The organism is Kitasatospora sp. NPDC096204, assembly GCF_044763205.1.
Lineage (GTDB): Bacteria > Actinomycetota > Actinomycetes > Streptomycetales > Streptomycetaceae > Kitasatospora.
In genome coordinates this window covers 161,889-185,654 of sequence record NZ_JBIWFT010000003.1, presented here as the reverse complement: position 1 = coordinate 185,654, position 23,766 = coordinate 161,889, and the positions used below count along the sequence as shown (strand labels likewise).

19 protein-coding genes and 1 tRNA gene are annotated in these 23,766 nt (G+C 73.3%); 16 read left to right on the top strand and 4 right to left on the bottom strand.

Annotated elements, in window-relative coordinates:
• Positions 1–8: 8 nt before the first annotated feature.
• Positions 9–1,940, bottom strand: coding sequence for an FAD/NAD(P)-binding protein (locus ACIQ87_RS04265; RefSeq protein ID WP_402401261.1), 1,932 nt, complete (start codon positions 1,938–1,940; stop codon positions 9–11).
• Complete coding sequence (locus tag ACIQ87_RS04260) at positions 1,937–2,890, bottom strand: amino acid ABC transporter permease (protein WP_402401259.1); 954 nt, start codon at positions 2,888–2,890, stop codon at positions 1,937–1,939. Before ACIQ87_RS04260 ends, ACIQ87_RS04265 begins: the two co-directional genes overlap by 4 nt.
• 662 nt (positions 2,891–3,552) lie before the next feature.
• On the opposite strand from ACIQ87_RS04260, the gene ACIQ87_RS04255 reads away from it, so the two are divergent.
• The 7 genes from ACIQ87_RS04255 to ACIQ87_RS04225 all read left to right on the top strand — a co-directional run bounded on the left by ACIQ87_RS04255 (position 3,553) and on the right by ACIQ87_RS04225 (position 10,356).
• A complete protein-coding gene (locus tag ACIQ87_RS04255; RefSeq protein WP_402401256.1) occupies positions 3,553–4,704 on the top strand; it encodes an LLM class flavin-dependent oxidoreductase in 1,152 nt (383 codons plus the stop codon).
• Positions 4,701–5,219, top strand: coding sequence for a GNAT family N-acetyltransferase (locus ACIQ87_RS04250; RefSeq protein WP_402401253.1), 519 nt, complete (start codon positions 4,701–4,703; stop codon positions 5,217–5,219). The genes ACIQ87_RS04255 and ACIQ87_RS04250 overlap by 4 nt, the downstream gene beginning before the upstream one ends.
• Before the next feature lie 10 nt (positions 5,220–5,229).
• A complete protein-coding gene (locus ACIQ87_RS04245) occupies positions 5,230–6,180 on the top strand; it encodes an ABC transporter substrate-binding protein (RefSeq protein WP_402401251.1) in 951 nt (316 codons plus the stop codon).
• A gap of 28 nt (positions 6,181–6,208) precedes the next feature.
• The gene (locus ACIQ87_RS04240; RefSeq protein ID WP_402401249.1) at positions 6,209–7,201 is read left to right on the top strand and encodes an amino acid ABC transporter permease; all 993 of its coding nucleotides are present in this window, start codon (positions 6,209–6,211) and stop codon (positions 7,199–7,201) included.
• Between the two features lie 38 nt (positions 7,202–7,239).
• Positions 7,240–7,992: an amino acid ABC transporter ATP-binding protein gene (locus ACIQ87_RS04235; RefSeq protein WP_402401846.1), complete on the top strand. Its 753-nt coding sequence runs from the start codon at positions 7,240–7,242 to the stop codon at positions 7,990–7,992.
• A 59-nt stretch (positions 7,993–8,051) separates the two neighbouring features.
• The gene (locus ACIQ87_RS04230) at positions 8,052–9,038 is read left to right on the top strand and encodes an ABC transporter substrate-binding protein (RefSeq protein WP_402401247.1); all 987 of its coding nucleotides are present in this window, start codon (positions 8,052–8,054) and stop codon (positions 9,036–9,038) included.
• Between the two features lie 112 nt (positions 9,039–9,150).
• Entirely contained in the window at positions 9,151–10,356 is a 1,206-nt protein-coding gene (locus ACIQ87_RS04225; RefSeq protein WP_402401244.1) for a protein kinase, read from the top strand.
• Between the two features lie 65 nt (positions 10,357–10,421).
• On the opposite strand, the gene ACIQ87_RS04220 is transcribed toward ACIQ87_RS04225, so the two are convergent.
• Entirely contained in the window at positions 10,422–11,171 is a 750-nt protein-coding gene (locus ACIQ87_RS04220) for a TetR/AcrR family transcriptional regulator (protein ID WP_402401242.1), read from the bottom strand.
• 119 nt (positions 11,172–11,290) lie between these two features.
• Here ACIQ87_RS04220 and ACIQ87_RS04215 point away from each other — a divergent pair, with 119 nt between their 5' ends.
• The 4 genes from ACIQ87_RS04215 (at position 11,291) to ACIQ87_RS04200 (ending at position 16,959) form a co-directional block, all read left to right on the top strand.
• On the top strand, positions 11,291–13,015 hold the full coding sequence (locus ACIQ87_RS04215) for a DUF885 domain-containing protein (protein WP_402401239.1): 1,725 nt from the start codon (positions 11,291–11,293) through the stop codon (positions 13,013–13,015).
• A 304-nt stretch (positions 13,016–13,319) separates the two neighbouring features.
• Positions 13,320–14,873, top strand: a complete 1,554-nt coding sequence (locus ACIQ87_RS04210; RefSeq protein ID WP_402401843.1) for an MFS transporter — start codon at positions 13,320–13,322, stop codon at positions 14,871–14,873.
• Between the two features lie 80 nt (positions 14,874–14,953).
• The gene (locus ACIQ87_RS04205) at positions 14,954–15,856 is read left to right on the top strand and encodes a carbohydrate kinase family protein (RefSeq protein WP_402401840.1); all 903 of its coding nucleotides are present in this window, start codon (positions 14,954–14,956) and stop codon (positions 15,854–15,856) included.
• A gap of 131 nt (positions 15,857–15,987) precedes the next feature.
• On the top strand, positions 15,988–16,959 hold the full coding sequence (locus ACIQ87_RS04200; RefSeq protein WP_402401237.1) for a trypsin-like serine peptidase: 972 nt from the start codon (positions 15,988–15,990) through the stop codon (positions 16,957–16,959).
• A gap of 128 nt (positions 16,960–17,087) precedes the next feature.
• On the opposite strand, the gene ACIQ87_RS04195 is transcribed toward ACIQ87_RS04200, so the two are convergent.
• Positions 17,088–17,159 (bottom strand) — tRNA-Arg (locus ACIQ87_RS04195).
• A 188-nt stretch (positions 17,160–17,347) separates the two neighbouring features.
• On the opposite strand from ACIQ87_RS04195, the gene ACIQ87_RS04190 reads away from it, so the two are divergent.
• The 5 genes from ACIQ87_RS04190 (at position 17,348) to thrC (ending at position 23,603) form a co-directional block, all read left to right on the top strand.
• Positions 17,348–17,779 (top strand): PleD family two-component system response regulator, encoded by a 432-nt coding sequence (locus ACIQ87_RS04190; RefSeq protein ID WP_402401837.1) that lies wholly within the window; start codon positions 17,348–17,350, stop codon positions 17,777–17,779.
• Between the two features lie 83 nt (positions 17,780–17,862).
• The gene (gene argS, locus ACIQ87_RS04185) at positions 17,863–19,524 is read left to right on the top strand and encodes an arginine--tRNA ligase (protein ID WP_402401234.1); all 1,662 of its coding nucleotides are present in this window, start codon (positions 17,863–17,865) and stop codon (positions 19,522–19,524) included.
• Positions 19,525–19,614: 90 nt separating this feature from the next.
• Positions 19,615–21,060, top strand: a complete 1,446-nt coding sequence (lysA, locus tag ACIQ87_RS04180; protein ID WP_402401231.1) for a diaminopimelate decarboxylase — start codon at positions 19,615–19,617, stop codon at positions 21,058–21,060.
• A gap of 139 nt (positions 21,061–21,199) precedes the next feature.
• Complete coding sequence (locus ACIQ87_RS04175) at positions 21,200–22,492, top strand: homoserine dehydrogenase (protein WP_380667946.1); 1,293 nt, start codon at positions 21,200–21,202, stop codon at positions 22,490–22,492.
• A 10-nt stretch (positions 22,493–22,502) separates the two neighbouring features.
• On the top strand, positions 22,503–23,603 hold the full coding sequence (gene thrC / locus ACIQ87_RS04170) for a threonine synthase (protein WP_402401228.1): 1,101 nt from the start codon (positions 22,503–22,505) through the stop codon (positions 23,601–23,603).
• The last annotated feature ends 163 nt before the right edge of the window (positions 23,604–23,766 follow it).

Genomic DNA, 23,766 nt, shown 5'->3' with positions numbered 1-23,766 from the left:
CACGGCGCTCACGCCGCCAGGACCCGGGCCGCCGGGAGGGCGGCCAGGGCGCGGAGCAGGGCGCGGGCGGCGGCGTCGTTCTGGCGGAAGCCCGGGGCGTCGGTGCGGGGGCGGGCGAAGGCGGCGGCCGCGCGCAGGCTGGTGTGCGGGCCGAGGGCGGTGCGGCGTGGGTGCGGGGCGCCGCCGAGGGCCGGGTCGAGCAGCCGGCTGTCGGCGGGGGCGATGGTGACCAGGCCCGAGCGGTGGGTGTGGTCCGGGTCGGTGACCACCTCCTCGACGACGCGTCCGGTGCGGTGCAGCTCGCCCAGCAGCGGGTCCAGGGTGCGGGCCAGCGCGTGCTTGGGCAGGTACGCCTCGACCAGCGCCGTCGCGGTGACGTGGTGGCCGGGCACGGTGGCGCCGGAGGCCCGCCAGGTGCCGCTCTCCTCGTCCCGTTCGATCCGGACGTCCGCGCCGAGGAAGCGCACCACCCCGGCCTCGGAGAGGGCGATCAGCTGGCGCAGCCGGAAGCCGGGCGGGCCGGAGGCGAGGAAGCCGAAGTAGCCGAAGAACCACTCGTCCACCTCCTCGGCGATCGAGCGGGCGGTGAGCCGGCCGCTCGCCGTCACCCGGGGGAGCTGGCCGAACAGGGACAGCAGGGCGAGGAAGGCGCCGAGGTCGGCGCTGTGGGCGGGATCGGCGCGGCGGTCGGCGTCCGCGCCGACGTACCCGCGCAGGTGCTCCTGGAGTTCCTCGTCGCTGCCGAGTTCGAGTCCGGCCAGCGGGTGGTCGAGCCGTTCGAAGTCGATCCGGTCGGCGGGGTCGGGGACGGCCTCGGCGACCAGGGCGGCGCGTTCGGGGGTGTACCAGCCGTGCCGGTCGTAGCGGGCGAGGAACTCCGGCCAGGGCAGGGCGGTGCGCTCGGGGTGGGCGTGGAACAGCTCGTGGTAGTGCCCGAAGGCGATCTCCTTGGCCATCAACGGCCAGAAGTCGCGCCGCAGTTCGAGTTGCCCTCCGGTGGCGAGCACGGTGTCCACGGCGGCCGCGTCGAAGTACCGGGGGAGCGGGGCGGGCGGCCCCTGGAGGCGGTAGCCGGTCTTGGAGTGGTACGGGACGCCGCGCCGGGAGCCGAGGTGCAGCACCGGCTCCCGGCCGGACGGCAGGTAGCGCAGCGCGGACCCGTCCCCGGTGGGTTCGAAGCGGCCGCCGCGGCCCTCGGTGAGCAGGGCGACCAGGTCCACCGAGGCGAGGCCGAGTCCGCGCAGCACCACCTGCTCGCCGGGGGCGAGGGCGGCCAACTCGGCGGTCACGTCGGCGGAGTAGGCGGGCGGGAGGTGGAAGCGGCCGTGCCGGGCGGCGAACTCGGCGTCGGCCGCGTAGCGCGGGTGGGGGGCGGAGTCGAGGTGGCCGAGGGTGAGCACCACGTGGTCGGCGGTGAGGGTCCGGTCGCCGAGGTGGACGGTCTGCGGGCCGTCGGCCGGGCCCTCGATCCGCCGGACGGTGTCGCGGTGGACGGTGACCGTGATGTGCGCCGGCAGGTCGGCGACGGCGCGGCGGAACACCCAGTCCAGATAGGCGCTCTGGGCCCGTCGGGTGGGGAAGTCGGTGGGCGCGAGGGTGCGCAGCTCGGCCCGGACGGCCGGGTCGGCGACCTCCCGGTAGGGCGTGAACTCCCGCTGCCGCCGGGCCCATTCGGCGAGCGAGGGGCCGGGGCGGACCGGTCCTTCGAGGGTGGAGCGCTCGTCGGTGAACATGGTGACGTCCTCGGCCATCGAGTTCATCCGCAGCAGCGGGGACTGGTCGTGGCGCCAGATCCGGCCCGCGCCGGGCGGGTACGGGTCGACCAGGTGGATCGCCAACGGCCGGTCGGCGGGCAGCAGTTCGGCGGCGTTGGCGGCGATCCGCTCCAGCAGTCCGGTGCCGCGCGGGCCGGCGCCGACGATGACGAGCGACGACGTCATGCCCGCACCGCCCTGGCGAGGGCCGCGCGGGTCCGTTGCAGCGGGGTGGGTGGCAGGCCGTCGCGGGTGGCGCCGCGGGCGAAGCGCCGCTCCACGTAGTACTGGCCGACGGACAGCAGCGTGGTGACCACCAGGTACCAGAGGGTGGCGACCATCAGCATCGGGATGACCTGGTACGACTGGAGGTAGACCAGCTGTACCGAGTAGAGCAGGTCGGAGACGGCCAGCACGCTGACGATGCTGGTGCCCTTGAGCGCGCCGATCAGCATGTTCCCGGCGCTCGGCACGATCGCCCGCATCGCCTGCGGCACCACGATCCGGCGCAGCACCCGCCACCGGCCGAGTCCGAGCGCGGCCGCCGCCTCCAGCTGGCCGCGGTCCACGGAGAGGATGCCGCCGCGGATCACCTCGGCGGCGTACGCGGTCTCCAGCAGGGTGAGGCCGATGACGGCGGTCAGGGTGGGGCCCATCAGGTTGACGGTCTTGACCGTGACGAACTCGGGGCCGAACGGGAGTCCCAGGCCGAGGGTCGGGTAGAGCGCGCCGATGTTGAAGAAGAACAGCAGCTGCACCAGCGGCGGGGTGGAGCGGAACAGCCAGACGTAGCCCCAGCTCAGCGTGCGCAGCACCGGGTTGGCGGAGAGCCGCATGGTGGCGAGGAGGGTGCCGAGCAGGAAGCCGAGGGCGAGGGTGGCGGCGGTCAGCCAGAGGGTGAGGGCGAGCCCGTTGAGCACCGACCGGGCGGTGAACCAGTCGGCGACCAGGCCCCACTGGAAGGCCTCGTTGCGGATCACCGAGTTGACCGCCATCGCGGCCAGCAGCAGGGCGACGCCGGCGGCGGCCCACTGGCCGGGCCTGCGGCGGGCGACGATCCGGGCCTCGGGGGCGGGTGGCGCGGCGGGGTGGTCGAGCGGGGAGGGGGCGGGCAGGACGTCCTGCGGGGTGGCCATGGCGGCGGCTCCTGGGCGGAGTGCGGGCGGGAGAGGTACGGCGGTGGTCACGTACGCGGGCGCGGCCCGTGTCCCTCAACACGGCCGGCGCGTGGCACTGCACTCCGCGCCGATCGTACGCATGCGCGATCGACGGCTGTCAAGGGTGATCGGGGCGCGGGAGGGCCGGTCCGGGGCCTGTCGGAAAAGTGACAGGAGATCGCAACAGTGCGGCAATGATGGATGGTTGACGGACCGATCGGCCGACTGCTCAACTTGAGGCCATGTACGCCTCGCAGCCCCTGGTCAGCCGCGACCACATCGACTTCGGTCGGGTGTGGTCCGCGGCGTGTCGCGGTTGACCAGGCAGCGGGCCGTCCGTCCGGCCTGAACTCCCGGTGGGGTGCCCTCCCTCGGCTCGCCCCGTCGTGGCCCGGATCCGTCGTCGGTGACCGACGACGCGTCAGGCCCTCGCTGTCACCGATGACTTCGCACTGCGCTCCGGCTCTCCCGTACTCCGGCTCTCCCGCACTCCGGCAGTCCCTCCCGTACGCCCTCGCCGCCACCCGTCCGGCGGCCGCCCCGCCGCGGCCGCCTCCGGTCCGTCCACCCTCAGCCCGCTCGCGGCCCGCCGCGACCTGCCCGCGGCCCGACGGACTTCCGCCCACCCGAAAGGTTCCGCCATGCCCGTCGAATTCCTCGGCATCGCCGCCACCGGCGACGGTTCGGAGACCGCCGCCCGCACCACCGCCGCCTTCGACCGCGACTACACCCTGCGGCTGGCCCGGGCGCACGAGGACCACGGCTGGGACCGGGTGCTCTTCGCGTACGGGGCCGGCGCCCCGGAGCCGGCGGCCGCGGCGGCCTACCTCGCCTCGCACCTGGAGCGCCTGCAGATCCTGCTGGCGCACCGGCCGAACGTCTCCTACCCGACCTTCGCGGCCAAGACCTTCGCGACCCTCGACCAGATCAGCGACGGCCGGCTGACCGTGCACTTCATCACCGGCGGCAACGACCACGAGCAGCAGCGCGAGGGCGACTTCCTGACCAAGGACCAGCGCTACGAGCGCACCCGCGAGTACATCGGCATCGTCAAGAAGGCCTGGACCAGCCGGGAGCCCTTCGACCACGAGGGCCCGCACTACCGCTTCAACGACTTCGTCTCGGACGTCTTCCCCGTCCAGCAGCCGCGCCCGGCCGTCTCCTTCGGCGGCTCCTCGGACGCGGCCTACGCGGCCGGCGGCGCCGAGGCGGACATCTACTGCCTCTGGGGCGAGCCGCTGGCCCGCACCGCCGAGCAGATCGAGCGGGTGAAGGAGGCGGCGCGGGCGGCCGGGCGCACCGACGTGCCGCGGATCCAGGTGGCGTTCCGGCCGATCATCGCGCCGACCGAGGAGCTGGCCTGGGAGAAGGCGCACCGGACGGTGGCCGCGATCAGGGCCCGCCGGGGCTCCGGCCGGCCCGGGGCTCCGGGGACCGCGGCGCCCGAGGCCGTGACACCCGAAAACGCCGGCTCCCAGCGGCTGCTGGAGATCGCCGAGGCCGGCGAGCGCTACGACCGCGCGCTGTGGACCCCGACGGCCGCGGCCACCGGCGGGGCGGGCAACTCCAACGCCCTGGTCGGCACCCCGGAGACGGTCGCCCAGGCGCTGCTCGACTACCACGACCTCGGCGTGGACATCCTCTCCGCGCGCGGCTACGACCTGCTGGACGACGCGATCGACTTCGGCCGGTACGTCATCCCGATCGTCCGTGAGGAGGTCGCCAAGCGGGACGCGGCCGCGGCCGAGCGCGCCGAGCGCGACCGCCACCAGCTGATCGCGGCGCAGGCGTGAGCGCGGCCGCCCGCTCCGGGTTCCGCCGGGTCGCCATCGACGACCCGCTGGTCGAGCCGCTGCTGCGCGAGCTCACCCACGAGTACGTCACCCGGTACGGCCCCGAGGCCCGCGAGGAGATGACCCGCTACCCGGCCGACGCCTTCGCCGAGCCGCACGGCGTGCTGCTGCTCCTGCTGGAGGACGGCGAACCGGTGGCCGGCGGCGCGTACAAGCGCTTCGACGAGCACACCGCCGAGGTGAAGCGGATGTGGACGCATTCCGCGCACCGCCGCCGGGGCCTGGCCCGCCGGGTGCTGGCCGAGCTGGAGCGGACGGCCGCCGCGGCGGGCTACACCCGGGTCCACCTGACCACCGGGCCGCGCCAGCCCGAGGCCAGGAACCTCTATCTGGCGGCCGGCTACGCCCCGCTGTTCGACGTCTCGGCCGATCCCCTGACCATCGGCCCGCTCCCCTTCGAGAAGCGGCTGCCCGCCGGCGCGGCGCAGCCGCCCGTCCTGGCCCCGACCTCCTGAAAGGCCCCCCGTGAGAACCAGCACCGCCCGCCGCCGCCTGCTCGCGACCACCGCCCTGCTGCCGGTCCTGGCCCTGACCCTGACCGCCTGCGGCTCGGACCCGAAGATCGCGGGCGCGGCGGTGGCGGGCGGCCCGTCCGCCGCCACCGAGGACCTCGTCTCCGGCCTCACCAGGTCGGACGCCGCCGCCGCGCTGCTGCCCGAGGAGGTCCGCAAGGCCGGCACGCTGAAGTTCGGCTCGTCCTTCGGCACGCCGCCCAGCGCCTTCTACGTCGACCAGGTCACCAAGAAGCCCGCCGGGATCGACGTGGAGCTCACCGACGCCGCCGCCCGGGTGCTCGGCCTGACCGTGCAGCGCGAGGAGGCGGCCTTCGAGACCATCCTGCCCGCCCTGGACAGCGGGAAGTACGACGTCGGCACCGGCAACTTCGGGGTCACCACGGCCCGGCTGAAGACCATCGACTTCGTCACCTACATCGACGACGGCCAGGGTTTCGCGGTGCGCAAGGACAACACCGCGATCCAGCCGGTCACCGACCTGCTCCAGCTGTGCGGACTGACCGTCGGCACCGGCGCCGGCACCACCTTCGAGACCACCCTCAACAGCCGGCGCGGGGCCTGCGCAGACGCCGGGAAGAAGCCGTACGAGGTCAAGGCGTTCAGCGAGAGCGGCGCCCTGCTGACCAGCCTCCAGCAGGGCCGGGTGGACGTCGAGATGTCCACCATCAACGGCCTGCGCCACCAGGCCGCCCAGGAGGCCTCCGGCACCCGCTTCCTCGGTGAGTTCCACCGCCTCGACGTCGGCTTCGCCCTGAAGAAGGGCTCGAAGCTCGCCCCGGCGCTGCAGGCGGCGGTCAACCAGCTGATCAAGGACGGGACGTACGAGCGGATCCTGCGCAAGTGGGGGGTCACCGAGTCGGCGATCACGGAATCGCGGATCAGCCCGCCCGAGCACGCCTGAGCGCCGTTCCCGTCCGAGGAGACCTCCGATGACCGTCAGCACCGAAGCACCGCCGGCCCCGTCGAGGCCGGCGGCCGCCCCCGACCTCGACGAACTGGCCGGCCTGCGCACCGTCCCGGCCCGGCACCCCTGGCGCTGGGCCCTCGGGGTCGCCGCGCTGGTCGTGCTCGCCCAGTTCGCCCACGGCCTGGCCACCAACCCCGGCTGGGACTGGGCCACCTTCCGGCTCTACTTCACCGCCGACACCATCCTCCGGGCGATCGGGCGGACCCTCGAACTCACCGCCTACGGCACGGTGCTGGGCTTCCTGCTGGGCACCGTGGTGGCCGCGATGCGGCTGTCCCGCAGCGCGATCCTGCGGTCCGTCGCCTGGGCCTACGTGTGGGTGTTCCGCTCGATCCCGCTGATCGTCCAGCTGGTGTTCTGGTTCAACCTCTCCTACCTGTACAAGCGGTTCGGGATCGGCATCCCGTTCGGCCCGACCTTCGGCGACGTGGAGACGGTCGGGGTGCTCGGCGCGCTCGGCGCGGCGGTGCTCGGCCTCGGGCTGCACCAGGCCGCGTTCGCCGCCGAGATCATCCGTGGCGGCATCATCGCGGTGGACCCCGGCCAGCGGGAGGCCGCCGCCGCGCTCGGCATCCCGCGCTGGCGCCAGGGGTGGCGGATCGTGCTGCCGCAGGCCATGCGGGGCATCCTGCCGGCCGCCGCCAACGAGGTGATCTCCCTGCTCAAGGGCACCTCGGTGGTCTACGTGATGGCCATCGGCGAGCTCTTCTACCAGGCGCAGGTCATCTACGGCCGCACCGGCCGGGTGGTGCCGCTGCTGATGGTCGCCACCGTCTGGTACGTGCTGCTGACCACCGTGCTCTCGATCGGCCAGTACTACGTCGAGCGCCACTTCGCCCGCGGCGCCGAACGCACCCCGCCGCCCACTCCGTGGCAGCGTGTCCGGGCCTTCGCCCGGAGCCTGCCCGACCGCACCCGGCCCGCCGCCGCCCGTACCCCCGGAGGACAGTCGTGACCGCCCTGACGAAGCCCGCCCCGGCCCCGGCCGCCCCGATGGTGCAGGTCCGCGGCCTGCACAAGAGCTTCGGCCGGCTGGAGGTGCTGCGCGGGGTCGACCTGGACGTCCCGGCCGGCTCGGTGACCGTGGTGCTCGGCCCGTCCGGCTCCGGCAAGTCCACCCTGCTGCGGGCGATCAACCACCTGGAGAAGCTGGACCGCGGCCACGTCGCCATCGACGGCGAGCTGATCGGCTACCGGCGCTCCGGCGACCGGCTGTACGAGCTCAGGGAGCGCGAGGTGCTGCGCCAGCGCACCGGCATCGGCTTCGTGTTCCAGAACTTCAACCTGTTCCCGCACCTCACCGTGCTGGAGAACCTGGTCGAGGCGCCGGTCGCCGCGCTGCGCCGCCCCAGGGCCGAGGCCAGGGCGACGGCGCTGGCGCTGCTGGAGCGGGTCGGGCTGGCCGACAAGGCAGCCGCCTACCCCCGGCAGCTGTCCGGCGGGCAGCAGCAGCGGGTGGCGATCGCCCGGGCGCTGGCGCTGGAGCCGAAGGTGCTGCTGTTCGACGAGCCGACCTCGGCGCTCGACCCGGAGCTGGTCGGCGAGGTGCTGGACGTCATCAAGGACCTGGCCCGCAGCGGCACCACGATGATCGTGGTCACCCACGAGATCGGCTTCGCCCGCGAGGTCGCCGACACCGTGGTCTTCATGGACGGCGGTGTGGTGGTCGAGCAGGGCCCGCCCGCCGAGGTCCTGGACCGGCCGCGGCACGAGCGCACCCGGGCCTTCCTGGCCAAGGTCCTCTGACCCGTCCCCCTTTCTCTCACACACGCACCGATTCCCTTTCATCGAACAGGAGTTCCGCCATGTCCCTACCCCGTCGCACCCTGGTGGCCGCCGCCGGCGCGTTCACCGCCGCCCTCGCCCTGACCGGCTGCGGCGGCAGTGCCACCGGCGCGGCGGGCCCCGCCCCGGCCAAGGGCAGCACCGCGCCGAACGGCACGGTGGTGAACCTGTCGCCGAACCAGAACCGGGTCACCACGCCCAAGGTCGACGCGATCGCCGCGCTCGTCCCGGAGGAGATCAGGAAGAAGGGGACGCTGGCCGTCGTCGGCTCGGTCGGCAGCATCCCGCCGCTGGGCTTCTACGCCGACGACGACAAGACGATCATCGGCGTCGAGCCGGACCTCGCCTCGCTGATCGGCGACGTACTGGGCCTCAAGGTCGCGTACGACACGGTCTCCTGGGAGAACATCTTCGTCGGCCTGGACAGCGGCAAGTACGACGCGGGCGTCTCCAACATCACCGTCACCGAGGAGCGCAAGGAGAAGTACGACTTCGCCACCTACCGGCTGGACGTCCTGGGCTTCGAGGCGAAGAAGGGCAGCGGCCTCAAGGTCGCCGGCCCCAAGGACCTCGCCGGCCGGTCGGTCGGTGTCGCCACCGGCACCAACCAGGAGAAGCTGCTGGTCTCCTGGAGCGAGGAGAACGTCAGGAACGGCCTCAAGCCGATCGACATCAAGTACTTCCAGGGCACCGAGTACTACCTGGCGCTCGCCTCCGGCCGGATCGAGGCCTACAGCGGCCCCAACCCCAGCCTGGCCTTCCACGCCGTGCAGACCGGCGAGACCGAGGTCGTCGGCACCTACTCGGGCGGCGGCGCGGACGTCCTCGGCAAGATCGCGGCGACCACCCGGAAGGACAACGGGCTGGTCAGGGCGCTGAACGGGGCGATCGACGAGGTGATCAGGAACGGCACGTACGGGCAGGTGCTCAAGCGCTGGGGCCTGGACGGCGAGGCGGTGCAGAAGTCCGAGATCAACCCGCCCGGCCTTCCCAAGCCCAAGCCGTAGCGGGATCCGGGCACACCGGCCCGCGGTCGTTCACCCGTTCGTCCCCACCCGCCGCTATGGTGACCCCTCCGACGGCGAACGCCGGGCGGGCGCGGTCGAGTTGGGGGAGGGCATGGAGAAGGGCGAGGTGCTCGGCGGTCGCTTCCGGCTGGAGCAGCAGCTGGGCAGGGGCGGGTTCGGCGTGGTCTGGCGGGCGACCGACACCACCATCGACCGGGAGGTCGCGGTCAAGGTGCTGCTCGCCGAGCACGCCACCGACCGGGAGGCGGTCAGCCGCTTCGTCCGCGAGGCCCGGACGGCCGGCGGCCTCAACAATCCGCACATCGTGACGGTGTACGACTACGGGTGGACCGAGACCGGCTCCGGGAAGATCCCGTACCTGGTCATGGAGCTGGTCCGCGGCCGGGCGCTGTCCGAGGTGCTCAAGGCCGGCCGGCCGGACCACAAGCAGGCGCTGCGCTGGATGCGGCACGTGTGCAAGGCGCTGGACGCCGCGCACCGCTCGGGGATCGTCCACCGGGACATCAAGCCCGAGAACGTGATGATCGCGCAGGAGGGGGAGCGGGCCAAGGTCCTGGACTTCGGCATCGCCCGGCTGGTCACCCAGACCGTCCGGCTCACCTCCACCGGCAACGTGGTCGGCACCGTCCCGTACCTGGCCCCCGAGTGCTGGTCCGGCGGCACGGTGGACGGCCGGGCCGACCTCTACGCCCTCGGCATCATGCTGTACGAGGCCTGCACCGGCGCGCGCCCGTTCCGCGCCGCCTCGGCCGCCGAGTACATGTACAAGCACCTGGAGGAGGTCCCGCCCCGGGTGCGCGGCAAGGACCCGGCACTGGCCGGGCTGATCGCCGAGCTGCTCGCCAAGCGGCCCGAACAGCGGCCGGCCGGCGCCGCCGAGGTGCTGGAGCGGCTGCGCGGCATCCGGCCCGGGATGCTGCGCCCGGAGGACCCCAGCCCGGAGCAGCTGCGCCGGCGGGCCGACCGGGCCTGGCGGCACGGCGAGGCCGGCGAGACGGCGGAGGCGGTGGAGATCCTCACCGCGCTCGTCCCCGCCTTCGCCCGGATCTGTGGCCCGGAGGACCCGCGCACCCTGCGCACCTGCCACGACCTGGCCCTCTGGCTGGCCGCGGACGGCAGCCCCGGCGCCGCCGTCGACCTGCTGGACGAGCTGACCCGGGCGCCCGGCGCCACCCCGGAGGCCCGGGCGGACGCGCGGCGCGACCTCGCGCACTGGCAGCGGGAGGTCGCGCGGTCAGGCCCGGGCAGGCCGCGGGCCGGCGAGGCGGTGAGCCTGGGGGCGCTGCTCGGCGGGTGACCGGGCTCGGCGGCTGCCGACCCCGGTCACCCGCCCCGACCCTGGCACGGGGCCGGGGGCCTCACTCAGCCGCCCAGCACCGCCCGCAGCCGCTCCGCCCGCTCCGGCCGCGGCCCCTCCAGCGCCAGCACCCCCGCCAGCACCTCGGCCGTCTGCGGGTCGTGCAGCGCCGTCGCCGCCGCCATCGCGGTGAACTGGTCCACCAGCCAGTCGCGCAGCTCCGCCACCGGCAGCGCGCGCCCCTCGTCCAGCCAGCTCAGTGACGCCCCCTCGACCACCGCGATCCAGGAGCGCACCAGCAGCGTCAGCCGCGGCCCGGCCTCCCGCACGCCCAGGTGGCGCAGCGTCCGGCGCAGCGCCGCCCGCCGGACGTCGTCCACGATCGCCGAGGTGCGGGCCGTCTCCACCACCGAACCGCCGCGCAGCAGCGCGGAGTAGCCCGCGTCGTGCTCGGCCACGAAGGCGAAGTAGCCGTCCAGCACCGTCGACAGCTGTTCGGACGGCGTCCCGCTCACCCGTACCGCGAAGCGGCTGGTCAGCTCGTCGGCCGCGGTGCGCAGCGCGGCCTCGTACAACTGCTGCTTGCCGCCCGCGAAGTAGCGGTACACCAGCGGGCGGGAGGCTCCGGCGGCCTCGGCGACGTCGTCCAGGCCGACCTCCTCGGGCGGCCGGGAGGCGAACAGCTCCAGGGCGACCGCGATCAGCTGCTCGCGCCGCTGCTGGACCGGCAACCGCCGGTAGCCGGTGCGGCGCGGACGCGGCTCGGACGAGGCCGGAACGGGCGCCTGACCTGCCGAAGTGGGGCTGGCTTCCATGGCGGCCAAGCGTAATCGGCGTCGGGCCGATCCGATCCTGTCGGGCCGAACGGATTTTCGCAGACGAACCCCACTCGCAAAGGGGTTGCAAAGCGGCGGTGCCACGCAATGATGGCGGAATGCCTGAAGAACTGATCACCGCCGACGGCGCCACCCCCCGCCGCATCGCCGACGACCACGTCCGCGAACTGGCCGACCTCGACCCGCTGACCGCGGTCTACCTCGGCCTCAACCTCGACGACGACCGGCTGCCCGACCTCTCCCCGGCCGGTCCCGAGGCCGTTGCCGACCTCGCCCGCCGCACCCTGGCGAAGCTCGACGAGGCCGAGCGCGCCGGTGCCGCCGAGGACGAGGCGGAGCGCCGCTGCGCCCGGCTGCTGCGCGAGCGGCTGTCCGCCGAACTCGCCGTCCACGACGCGGGGGAGAGCTTCCGCTCGCTGCGCAACCTCGGGTCCCCGGTGCACGACCTGCGGGAGTCCTTCACCCTGATGGGCACCGACACCGAGGCCGAGTGGCAGGTGATCGGCCGCCGCATGGCGAGGATCCCGGTGGCGTTCGAGCAGTACCGGCGGACGCTGGCCGAGGGCGTCGAGCGCGGGCTGCTGTCCGGCCCGCGCCAGGTGGCCACGGTGCTGGTGCAGTTCGCCGAGTGGCTGGGGGAGGACGAGCCCGCCGAGGAGCGGGTTCCCGGTGCGTGGTTCGGCCAGTTCGTCCAGGGTGCGCCGGAATCGCTGCGGCCCGAGCTGTCGAAGCACGCGGTGGCCGCCGCCGACGCGCTGGCCGAGCTGCGCGACTGGCTGCGCGACGTGTACGGCCCGGCCGTGGCCGACGCCCCGGACACCGCGGGCCGGGAGCGCTACGCCCGCTGGGTGCGCTACTGGACCGGTGCCGACCTGGACCTGGACGAGGCCTACGCCTGGGCGTGGAGCGAGTTCCACGACCTGCTGGCGCAGATGGAGGTCGAGGCCGAGAAGGTCCTGCCGGGCGCGGGCCCGCTGGCGGCGATGCAGTGGCTGGAGTCCGACGGCCCGGCGATCGAGGGCGCCGAGGCCACCCGGGAGTACCTCCAGGGCCTGATGGACCAGGCCATCGGGGACCTCCAGGGCACCCACTTCGACCTGGCCGAGCCGGTCACCCGGGTCGAGTCGAGGATCGCGCCGGCCGGCAGCGCCGCCGCGCCGTACTACACCGCGCCCTCGCTGGACTTCAGCCGCCCGGGGCGGACCTGGCTGCCGCTGGTCGGCCGGGACCGCTTCCCGGTCTGGGACCTGGTCTCCACCTGGTACCACGAGGGCGTGCCGGGCCACCACCTCCAGCTCGCGCAGTGGAACTACGTCGCCGACCGGCTCTCCACCTACCAGGTGAGCCTCGGCGGGGTCAGCGCCAACCTGGAGGGCTGGGCGCTGTACGCCGAGCGCCTGATGGACGAGCTCGGCTACCTCACCGACCCGGGCCACCGCCTGGGCTACCTCAACGCGCAGATGATGCGCGCGCTGCGGGTCATCGTCGACATCGGCATGCACGTGGGCATGGACTTCCCGGCGGACTCCCCGTACCGGCCGGGCGAGCCGGTCGGCCCCGAGCACGCCCGGGAGTTCTTCGGCCTGTACTGCGGCCTGTCCGCCGAGTTCCTGGACAGCGAGCTGGTCCGCTACCTGGGCCTGCCCGGCCAGGCGATCGGCTACAAGCTCGGCGAGCGCGCCTGGCTGCGGGGGCGGGCGGCGGCGAAGGCGGCGCACGAGGCGCGCGGCGAGGAGTTCGACCTCAAGGCCTGGCACATGGCGGCGCTCTCGCAGGGTTCGCTGGGGCTGGACGACCTGGTCGAGGAGCTCTCGGCGCTGTGACGGCCGCGCCCCGGTGACGATGCGCTGAGCGGGCCGGGGCACCCGCGGTAGCCGCGATCGGGGGAACCAGGCCCCCGGGACTCGGTCCGGAGTCCCGGGGCCTGGTTCTTTTGTCCCAAAGGTCCGGTTTGGTGAGGTTTTTCCTTGCGATCCGTCCCGGTCGGAGTTTCGCTGGAAGGCGACTGCGTGACCTCTCCGCCCCACACCGGAAGGCTCGGCCGTGACTGCGCAAACCGTCACCGGTCATGAGGATGCGGACCGTCGCCGCTGGTGGGCGCTGGCTGTCATCGCCACCGCCCAGCTCATGATCGTCCTCGATGTCACCATCGTGAACATCGCACTGCCGTCCGCCCAGCGGGAGCTGGGCATCTCGGACGCCGACCGGCAGTGGGTGATCACCGCCTACACGCTCGCCTTCGGCGGTCTGCTGCTGCTCGGCGGCCGGCTGGGCGACCTCTTCGGCCGCAAGCGCGTCCTCACCGTCGGCCTGCTGGGCTTCGCCCTCGCCTCCGCCCTCGGCGGCGCGGCGGTCGGCCCCGCCATGCTCTTCGGCGCCCGTGCCCTCCAGGGCGCGTTCGCCGCCCTGCTCGCGCCCTCCGCGCTGGGGCTGCTCTCCACCACCTTCTCCGATCCGCGCGAACGCGGTACGGCCTTCGGCATCTTCGGCGCGATCGCCGCCGGCGGTTCCGCGATCGGCCTCATCGCCGGCGGTCTGCTGACCGAGTACCTGGACTGGCGCTGGTGCCTGTTCGTCAACGTGCCGATCGCCGCCGTCACCGCCTTCGCGGCGTTCGAGGTGCTGAAGCGCGACCACGTGGAGAAGGGCCGCCGGACGCCGCTGGACCTGCCCGGGGCGCTGCTCGGCTGCGGCGGCCTGCTGGCGATCGTCTACGGCACCTCCGAGGCCGTGACCAGGGGCTGGAGCGACGCCCTGGTGATCGGTCCGCTGGTCCTGGGCGTGCTGCTGCTCACGGCCTTCGTCCTGGTCGAGCGGCGCACCGCGCACCCGCTGCTGCCGGTCCACATCGTCGCCGACCGCAACCGCGGCGGCGGCGCGCTCTCGGTGGGCCTGGCGATGGTCGGCATGTTCGGCACGTTCCTGTTCCTGACCTACTACCTCCAGGTCATCAAGCACTTCTCGCCGGTCGTGACCGGCCTGTCCTTCCTGCCCATGACGGTCGCCATCGTGCTGAGTTCGACGGGCTTCGCGGCCCGGATGATGATCAGGGTGCCGACCCGGTTCCTGGTCGGCCCCGGCCTGCTGCTGGTCGCGAGTGGCCTGGCCTGGCTGGCCCGGATGCGGGTGGACAGCCCGTGGGCCGGGTTGGTGCTGCCCGCCGAACTGCTGATCGGTCTCGGTATGGGCCTGGTGTTCATGCCGGCGATGAGCCTGGCCACCCTCGGGGTCGCCCCGAACGAGGCCGGTGCGGCCGCGGCCACCCTCAACTCGGCGCAGCAGGTGGGCGGTTCGGTCGGCACCGCGCTGCTGAACACGGTCGCGGCGAGCGCCACCGCGAGCTTCCTGGCCACCCGGGTCGCGTCCGACCCGGCGGTGCGGGCCCAGGGCGCGGTGCACGGCTACGTGGCCGCGACGTGGGTGGCGATGGGCGTCCTGCTGGTGGCCGCGCTGGTCGCGGTGCTGATGATCGACCACCGGCCGGCGCCCGGCGAGGCCACCGTCGTCCCGGTCGGCGCGCGGGCGGAGGCGACGGAGGCCGCGCGGGCGGCGTCCGGGGCGCGGGCGGTGGACGGTCGCCCGAGCCCGCGGGCCGTGGCCCGGGCCGATGTCAGGGCGAACGTCCGGACCGGGGCCGAGGTCCGCGGCGAAGCGGGAGGGGAGCGGCCACCGGCCGACTGAAATTTGCAGCAAGGTCTTGCAGTCAACCTCCGGCGCCTGCTTGACTCCTGGCACCGTTCAGGGATCAAGGAGGCGCCGTGCTGCCCGAGTTCGACCTGCTCGTCGTCGGTGGTACCGGCGTGGACACCATCGTCCGGGTCGAGCGGCTGGAGATCCCGCCCGGCGACTCGCTGTTCGTCGGACCGGTGCGGGACTACGTCGGCCACACCGGCAACGGGGTCGCCCTCGGCGCCCACCACCTGGGCCTGCGGACCGCGTTCATCGACTTCCTCGGCGACGACGCCCAGGGCGACCTGATCCGCGCCCACTACGCGCGCCACGGCCTGCACTTCGCCCACCTGGTGAGCCCGCACGGCACCCCGCGCGGGGTCAACCTGGTGGACGCGGACGGCCGCCGGTTCTCCTTCTTCGACGGCCGCCACCCCGCCGACCTGCGGCTGCCGCGCGACTTCTACCAGCCGTACGCCGAGCGCAGCCGGCACGTCCACCTGTCCATCACCGGCGTCAACCGGGACATGTACGGCGACCTGCACCGCCTCGGCCGCACCACCTCCACCGACCTGCACGACTGGGACGGCACCGACCCGCACCACCGCGACTACGCGCTCGGCTCCGACCTGGTCTTCCTCTCGGTGGCCGGCTGCCGCGGCCGCCACGAGGAGGTGATGCGCGGGATCCTCGCCGAGGGGCGCGCACAGGTGGTCGTCGCCACCGCCGGCGCCGAGGGCTGCCACCTGCTCACCCGGGACGACCCCGCGCCGCGCCATCTGCCGGCCGTCGACCCGGGCCGCCCGGTGGTGGACAGCAACGGCGCCGGCGACGCCTTCGTGTCGGGATTCCTGTACGCGTGGTTCCGGGGGCGGTCGCCGCTGGACTGCGCCCGGGCCGGTACGGTGGCCGGGGCCTTCGCCTGCACCGCCGCCGGGACGCACACCGCCTTCGTCGGAGCCGACGAACTGGACGCGGTGCTCGCCGGATCCTGACACCGGGGGGCGCGGGCGGTCGACGGGTTTCTCATGGAGCTCCCAGGAGCCCGTCACACCGCTACCAGGCTGAGGCGCCATAGTCGTTGGTCGAAGGCCGCCCCCCGATCGCCCCGGCAGGAGAAACAGGCATGGGCAAGCACCGCCGCCAGACGTCGCGCCGCCGCCGCGGACTGCTGGTCCCGTCCCTGTTCACCGCGCTGTCCGCGGTGGTGATCGCCGTCGCGCTGACCGGGGCGCCCGGGCTGGACCTGTCCGACACGACGGCCGCCGGGAAGGCGGCCCGCAGCACCCGGGCCGCCGCCGCGCCGCTCCCGGCCACCGACCCGGCGGCCTCCGCCCCGCCCGCCCCGGTCGCGGCCCCCGCGCCCTCCTCGGACGCCACCGCGGCCGCCGCTCCCGCGACGGCCGACCCCGTTCCCGCGACGGCCACCCCCACCCCGGACGTCGCCCTCGGCACCACCCGCTCGGCTCCGACCGGTGACCGCGAGTCCGAGACCGTCGGCGCGCTGTTCAGCGGCGCCCCGGCGGCCGGCGACCACTTCTGCACCGCCAGCGTGCTGCACAGCGCCACCGGCAACCTGCTGCTGACCGCGGCGCACTGCCTCAGCGGCACCGACGGCGTCACCTTCGCCCCCGGCTACCGGGACGGCTCCGCCCCGTACGGCACCTGGCAGGTGACGGCGATCCACACCACCGCCGACTGGTCCCGGAAGGGCGACGTGGCCGAGGACTTCGCGATCCTGGAGACCGCCCCCAGCAACGGCCGCAACGTCGAGGACGTGGTCGGCGGCAACCGGCTGGGCGCCGACGAGCCCTTCGACGCGACCGTCCGCCTCTACGGCTACCCCGCCGACTCCGAGGAGCCGGTCCTGTGCACCAACGCCACCGCGCGGCAGAGCGCCTCCCAGCGGGTCGTGCACTGCCCGGCCTACCCCTCCGGCACCAGCGGCGGCCCCTGGATCGACACCGCCACCGGCGACGTGGTCGGCGCGATCGGCGGCTACCAGCAGGGCGGCGACACCGACGACGTCTCGTACAGCGCCTACTTCGACCACACCATCGCCGAGCTGTACGCCCAAGCCGAGGCGGCCGCCTCCTGAGCCCACGGGCCCGTCAGGGGCGGGCCCGGAAACACGACGAAGGCCCAGGTCGGTGGATCAACTCCACTGAACTGGGCCTCGGTTACACTCTCGCGATGCTCGTTACACTCTCGCAATCGCTGCGTGAGTGCCCCCGGTAGGATTCGAACCTACGCACCCGCCTCCGGAGGGCGGTGCTCTATCCCCTGAGCTACGGGGGCCTGTTGGCCTGTCGGCCGCTCGCGCTTCCGACGTGGAGAACACTACCAGGCTTCGGACGTGGTCCGTGCACGGGTTTCCCGGAAGATCGTCCGGGCACCGCCGGCGGCGTCGCCGGGCGGGGGAGCGGAAGTGCCCAAAGGCCGGACGGGGCGGCGGGGCCGCCGATACCCTCGGTGAGGTGTCGGGAGTGTCAGGGCGGGTCCTCGTGGTGGACGACAGCGAGGTGATCCGCCAGCTGATCAGGGTCAACCTGGAGCTCGAGGGCTTCGAGGTGGTGACCGCCGCCGACGGCGCCGAGTGCCTGGAGGTCATCCGCCGGGTCCAGCCCGACGTGGTCACGCTGGACGTGGTGATGCCGCGACTGGACGGCCTGCGGACGGCGGCCCGGCTGCGCGCCACCCCGGACACCCGCCGGCTGCCGATCGCGATCGTGAGCGCCTGCACCCCGGCGGACCTCGACCTGGGGGAGACGGTCGGGGTGGACGGCTACCTCGGCAAGCCCTTCGACCCGGCCGACCTGGTGGCCCTGGTCCGGCGGCTGATGCGGCTCGCGGGGCACCCCGGCGGACCGCCCGATGCAGTTCGCCCTGAGCGAACAGAACGCACCGATCGCGGCTGAGACCCCGTAACGACGGCGCGGCGGCGTCTCAACCGGTAAACCGAGTGGCGGGCGGGCACCCCGTCTCGCCTACGCTTGGCGTCGTGACCCCCGCAGACCTTTCCCAGGCAATCCAGGCCGCAGTGAGCTCCGCCGTCGAGGCGGGCGAGCTGGCCGTCGCCGTGCCCGAGCACGTGACGGTCGACCGGCCCAAGAACAGGGACCACGGCGACTACGCGACCAACGTGGCCCTCCAGCTCGCCAAGGCGGCCGGCAAGCCGCCGCGAGCCGTTGCCGAACTGCTGGTCGAGCGCCTGCGAGGGATCACCGGCGTCGCCAAGGTCGACATCGCCGGTCCGGGCTTCCTGAACATCACCCTGGACACCGCCACCGCCGGCGCGCTGGCGCGCACCGTCGTCGAGGCGGGCGCGGCCTACGGCCGCAACGACGCCCTCCAGGGCCTGAAGATCAACCTGGAGTTCGTCTCCGCCAACCCGACCGGCCCGATCCACATCGGCGGCGTCCGCTGGGCCGCCGTCGGCGACTCGCTGGCCCGTGTGCTGCGCGCCTCCGGCGCCGACGTCACCACCGAGTACTACCTCAACGACGCCGGTGTGCAGATCACCAAGTTCGCCGCCTCGCTGCAGGCCGCCGCGAACGGCCGCGAGGTGCCCGAGGGCGGGTACGTCGGCGAGTACATCGTCGACATCGCCAAGGCGCTCACCGGGGCGATCCCCGGTGTGCTCGACCTGCCCGAGGCCGAGCAGCTGCAGGTCTTCCGCACCGAGGGCCTCAAGCTCATGATCGCCGAGATCAAGCGCTCGATGGACGAGTTCGGCACCCACTTCGACGTGTGGTTCTCGGAGAAGACGCTGCACGACTCCGGCGCCGTCGAGAAGGCCATCGACCGGCTGCGCGACCAGGGCCACGTCTTCGAGCAGGAGGGCGCGGTCTTCCTGCGCACCACCGACTTCGGCGACGACAAGGACCGCGTCCTGATCAAGGCCGACGGCGACAAGACCTACTTCGCCGCCGACGCCGCGTACTACCTGTCCAAGCGGGACCGCGGCGCCGAGGTCGCGCTCTACATGCTGGGCGCCGACCACCACGGCTACGTCAACCGCCTCAAGGCCATCTCGGCCTGCGCGGGCGACGACATGAACCGCAACATCGAGGTGAAGATCGGCCAGTTCGTGAAGATGCTTCGCGACGGCGAAGAGGTCCGCATGTCCAAGCGGGCCGGCAACATCATCACGATCGACGACGTGGTCGAGTGGATCGGCGTGGACGCCGCCCGCTACACCCTGGCGCGCTCCTCCACGGACTCGACGATCACGCTGGACATCGACCTGCTGACCAGCCAGACCACCGAGAACCCGGTCTTCTACGTCCAGTACGCCCACACCCGGATGTGCGGCGTGGCGCGCAAGGCCGCCGAGCTGGGCGTGGACAAGGGCACGGCCGAGCAGTTCAAGCCCGAGCTGCTGGCCACCGAGTGGGAGTCCGACGTGCTCGGCCACCTCGCGGAGTTCCCGCGGGTGCTGGCCACCGCCGGCGAGCTGCGCGAGCCGCACCGGGTCGCGCGCTACCTGGAGGAGCTCGCGGGCAAATACCACCGCCTGTACGAGAACTGCATGTTCCTGCCCAAGGGCGACGAGGAGCTCACCGACACGCACCGCGCCCGCCTCTGGCTGGTCGAGGCGACGCGCACCGTGCTCGCCAACGGCCTCACGCTCCTGGGCGTGACGGCGCCCGAGCGGATGTAGGCACCACCCCCAAGCGCACGGCGGGGGCGGCTGACGGTCAACGGGGACCGTCGCCGCCCCTCGCCATAGGTCTCGAAGGAACCCAGCACCATGAGCCGTTCCGCACACCCCGCAGGCCCCCGCCACGGCGACGTCCTGCCCGAGGGCCACTACCAGGCCCCGCCCGCCGACCTGAACGCGCTCGACCCCAAGGTCTGGTCGCGCACCGTCGCCCGCAACGCCGAGGGTGTGGCCACCGTCGGCGGCATCGACGTCAAGCGGCTGGCCGCCGAGTTCGGCACCCCGGCCTACGTGCTGGACGAGGAGGACTTCCGGTCCCGGGCCCGCGCCTGGCGGGACGCCTTCGGCGCCGACGCGGACGTCTACTACGCCGGCAAGGCGTTCCTCTCCAAGGCCGTCGTGCGCTGGCTGCACGAGGAGGGCCTCAACCTCGACGTGTGCAGCCCGGGCGAGCTGGCGGTCGCGCTGGCCGCCGGGATGCCGCCGCAGCGGATCGCGCTGCACGGCAACAACAAGTCGGCGGACGAGCTGGAGAACGCCGTGAAGACCGGCGTCGGGCACATCGTGGTCGACTCCTACGAGGAGATCGAGCGCCTGGCCGCGATCGCCGCCCGCCAGGGCGTGCGCCAGCCGGTGCTGATCCGGATCACCGTCGGCGTCGAGGCGCACACCCACGAGTTCATCGCCACCGCGCACGAGGACCAGAAGTTCGGGCTCTCCCTGAACCTGGCCGCGCCGCGAAGCGGCTCGGTCGAGGGTGGTGGTGGGCGACGGGCGGGCGGGGGCGCGGCCGCCGAGGCGGTGCGCCGGGTGCTCGGCCACGACAGCCTGGAGCTGCGCGGCATCCACTCGCACATCGGCTCGCAGATCTTCGACATGGCCGGCTTCGAGGTGGCCGCCCGCCGGGTGGTCGGCCTGCTGGCCGGGATCCGCGACGAGCACGGCGTCGAGCTGCCCGAGATCGACCTCGGCGGCGGCCTCGGCATCGCCTACACCAGCGAGGACGACCCGCGCGAGCCGGCCGAGATCGCGGCCGCGCTGGCCGAGATCGTCCGCCGCGAGTGCGCCGCCGCGAACCTGAACGCCCCCCGGCTGAGCGTGGAGCCGGGCCGCGCGATCGTCGGCCCGACGGCGTTCACGCTGTACGAGGTCGGCACCGTCAAGCCGCTGGAGGGCCTGCGCACCTACGTCAGCGTGGACGGCGGGATGTCCGACAACATCCGCACCGCGCTGTACGACGCCGAGTACTCGGTGGCCCTGGTGTCGCGCACCAGCGACGCGGAGCCGATGCTGGTGCGGGTGGTCGGAAAGCACTGCGAGTCCGGTGACATCGTCGTCCGGGACGCCTTCCTGCCGGCCGACCTGGCCCCCGGCGACCTGATCGCGGTTCCCGCCACCGGCGCCTACTGCCGGTCGATGGCGAGCAATTACAACCACGCCCTCAAGCCCCCGGTGCTCGCCGTCAAGGACGGTGCGGCGCGGGTGATCGTCCGGCGCGAGACGGAGGAGGATCTCCTGCGTCTGGATATCGGATGACGAAATCCTTGTCTCAGATCATGGAACGACCGTAGATCCGTACGGAAAGTCCCGGAGACTGGTACGGACCGAAGTTTCCGGCGGTCCAGGAAAACCCGCCGGAAATACCGAAGCACGAATGAATGCAGAGCGGAGTCGGATGATGCGTACGCGCCCGCTGAAGGTGGCGTTGCTGGGTTGTGGTGTGGTGGGCTCCGAGGTGGCGCGCATCATGACGACGACGGCCGACGACCTCGCCGCTCGCATCGGTGCTCCGGTCGAGCTGGCCGGGATCGCGGTCCGCCGCGCCGGGCGGACCCGCCCGGGCGTCCCCGAGCACCTGGTCACCACCGACGCCGAGGCCCTGGTCAACCGGGGCGACATCGACGTGGTGGTCGAGGTGGTGGGCGGCATCGAGCCGTCCAAATCGCTGATCCTGTCGGCCTTCCGGCAGGGCGCCTCGGTGGTCAGCGCCAACAAGGCGCTGCTCGCCAAGGACGGCACCGAGCTGCACGCCGCGGCCGCCGAGGCCGGGGTGGACCTGTACTACGAGGCCGCGGTGGCGGGCGCGATCCCGCTGCTGCGCCCGCTGCGCGAGTCCCTCGCGGGCGACAAGGTCAACCGGGTGCTGGGCATCGTCAACGGCACCACCAACTTCATCCTCGACAAGATGGACACCACCGGCGCCGGTTACTCGGAGGCGCTGGAGGAGGCCACCGCGCTGGGCTACGCCGAGGCCGACCCGACGGCCGACGTCGAGGGCTTCGACGCCGCCGCCAAGGCCGCGATCCTGGCCGGCATCGCCTTCCACACCAAGGTCACCGCGGCGGACGTCTACCGCGAGGGCATCACCGAGGTGACCGCGGCCGACATCGCCTCCGCGAAGGAGATGGGCTGCGTGGTCAAGCTGCTCGCGATCTGCGAGCGGGCCGCGGACGGCGAGTCCGTCACCGCGCGCGTCCACCCGGCGATGATCCCGCTGTCGCACCCGCTGGCCTCCGTCCGCGAGGCCTACAACGCGGTGTTCGTCGAGGCCGAGGCGGCCGGCCGGCTGATGTTCTACGGCCCCGGCGCGGGCGGTTCGCCGACCGCCTCCGCGGTGCTCGGCGACCTGGTCGCGGTCTGCCGCAACAAGCTGGCCGGCGCCACCGGTCCCGGCGACTCGGTGTACACCCGGCTGCCGGCCAAGCCGATGGACGAGGTGGTCACCCGCTACCACGTCAGCCTGGACGTGGACGACCGCGCGGGTGTGCTCGCCCAGGTGGCGTCCGTCTTCGCCGAGCACGGCGTGTCCATCGACACCGTGCGCCAGCAGGGCCGCGACGGCGACGCCTCGCTCGTCGTGGTCACCCACCGTGCCACCGACGCCGCGCTGTCGGCGACGGTCGACAAGCTCCGCGCGCTGGACAGCGTGCGGGACGTGGCCAGCATCATGCGGGTCGAAGGGGAATAAGGAACCAGCCATGAACGCCGTTGCCGAGAACGTCGTCCGAGGCGCGCACACCCACCAGTGGCGCGGCCTGATCGAGGAGTACCGGGACCGTCTTCCGGTCACCGCGGCCACCCCGGTGGTCACCCTGTTGGAGGGCGGCACGCCCCTGGTCCCCGCCCAGGTGCTGTCCGAGCGCACGGGCTGCGAGGTCTACCTCAAGGTCGAGGGCGCCAACCCGACCGGCTCCTTCAAGGACCGCGGGATGACGATGGCCATCTCCAAGGCCAAGGAGGCGGGCGCCCAGGCGGTCATCTGCGCGTCCACCGGCAACACCTCGGCCTCCGCCGCCGCCTACGCGGTGCGGGCCGGGATGGTCTGCGCGGTGCTCGTCCCGCAGGGCAAGATCGCCCTCGGCAAGATGGGCCAGGCGCTGGTGCACGGCGCCCGGATCCTCCAGGTCGACGGGAACTTCGACGACTGCCTCACCCTTGCGCGTGAACTGTCCGAGAAGTACCCGGTGGCTCTGGTCAACTCGGTCAACCCGGTGCGGATCGAGGGCCAGAAGACCGCGGCCTTCGAGATCGTCGACATGCTCGGCGACGCCCCGGACATCCACGTCCTGCCGGTCGGCAACGCGGGCAACATCACCGCGTACTGGAGGGGCTACCGCGAGTACGCCGCGGACGGCCTCGCCACCCGCACCCCGCGGATGTGGGGCTTCCAGGCCTCCGGCTCCGCCCCGATCGTGGACGGCGCGCCGGTGCTCAAGCCGCAGACCATCGCCACCGCGATCCGGATCGGCAACCCGGCCTCCTGGGACTTCGCGCTCGCCGCGCGGGACGAGTCCGGCGGCCTCATCGACAAGGTGACGGACCGTCAGATCCTGTCCGCCTACCGGCTGTTGGCCTCGCAGGAGGGTGTCTTCGTGGAGCCCGCCTCGGCCGCCTCGGTGGCCGGTCTGCTGGCCAAGGCGGAGGCCGGCCTGGTCGACCCGGGCCAGCGGATCGTCTGCACCGTGACCGGCAACGGTCTGAAGGACCCGGACTGGGCGGTGGCCGGCGCGCCGCAGCCGCAGGTCGTCCCGGTCGACCCGGAGGCGGCCGCCCGCAGCCTCGGACTGCTCGACCGGTAACGGGGCCTGACACACCGACGGGCCGCCCCTTTCGGGGGTCGGCCCGTCGGGGTTCCCCGCTGACACTTTTGTGTCAATCGGGCTTCACGTCGCGATCCCTTTCCGCCCTTTCCCCCGGCGGGGAGGGGTGCGCATTCCGGCCAGAACCGGCAACACACCAGAT

Coding starts and splice junctions, on each gene's coding strand:
- ACIQ87_RS04265 (WP_402401261.1), bottom strand. CDS start 1,940: ATGACGTCGTCGCTCGTCATCGTCGGCGCCGGCCCGCGCGGCACCGGA.
- ACIQ87_RS04260 (WP_402401259.1), bottom strand. CDS start 2,890: ATGGCCACCCCGCAGGACGTCCTGCCCGCCCCCTCCCCGCTCGACCAC.
- ACIQ87_RS04255 (WP_402401256.1), top strand. CDS start 3,553: ATGCCCGTCGAATTCCTCGGCATCGCCGCCACCGGCGACGGTTCGGAG.
- ACIQ87_RS04240 (WP_402401249.1), top strand. CDS start 6,209: ATGACCGTCAGCACCGAAGCACCGCCGGCCCCGTCGAGGCCGGCGGCC.
- ACIQ87_RS04235 (WP_402401846.1), top strand. CDS start 7,240: ATGGTGCAGGTCCGCGGCCTGCACAAGAGCTTCGGCCGGCTGGAGGTG.
- ACIQ87_RS04230 (WP_402401247.1), top strand. CDS start 8,052: ATGTCCCTACCCCGTCGCACCCTGGTGGCCGCCGCCGGCGCGTTCACC.
- ACIQ87_RS04225 (WP_402401244.1), top strand. CDS start 9,151: ATGGAGAAGGGCGAGGTGCTCGGCGGTCGCTTCCGGCTGGAGCAGCAG.
- ACIQ87_RS04220 (WP_402401242.1), bottom strand. CDS start 11,171: ATGGAAGCCAGCCCCACTTCGGCAGGTCAGGCGCCCGTTCCGGCCTCG.
- ACIQ87_RS04215 (WP_402401239.1), top strand. CDS start 11,291: ATGCCTGAAGAACTGATCACCGCCGACGGCGCCACCCCCCGCCGCATC.
- ACIQ87_RS04210 (WP_402401843.1), top strand. CDS start 13,320: ATGATCGTCCTCGATGTCACCATCGTGAACATCGCACTGCCGTCCGCC.
- ACIQ87_RS04200 (WP_402401237.1), top strand. CDS start 15,988: ATGGGCAAGCACCGCCGCCAGACGTCGCGCCGCCGCCGCGGACTGCTG.
- lysA (WP_402401231.1), top strand. CDS start 19,615: ATGAGCCGTTCCGCACACCCCGCAGGCCCCCGCCACGGCGACGTCCTG.
- ACIQ87_RS04175 (WP_380667946.1), top strand. CDS start 21,200: ATGATGCGTACGCGCCCGCTGAAGGTGGCGTTGCTGGGTTGTGGTGTG.
- thrC (WP_402401228.1), top strand. CDS start 22,503: ATGAACGCCGTTGCCGAGAACGTCGTCCGAGGCGCGCACACCCACCAG.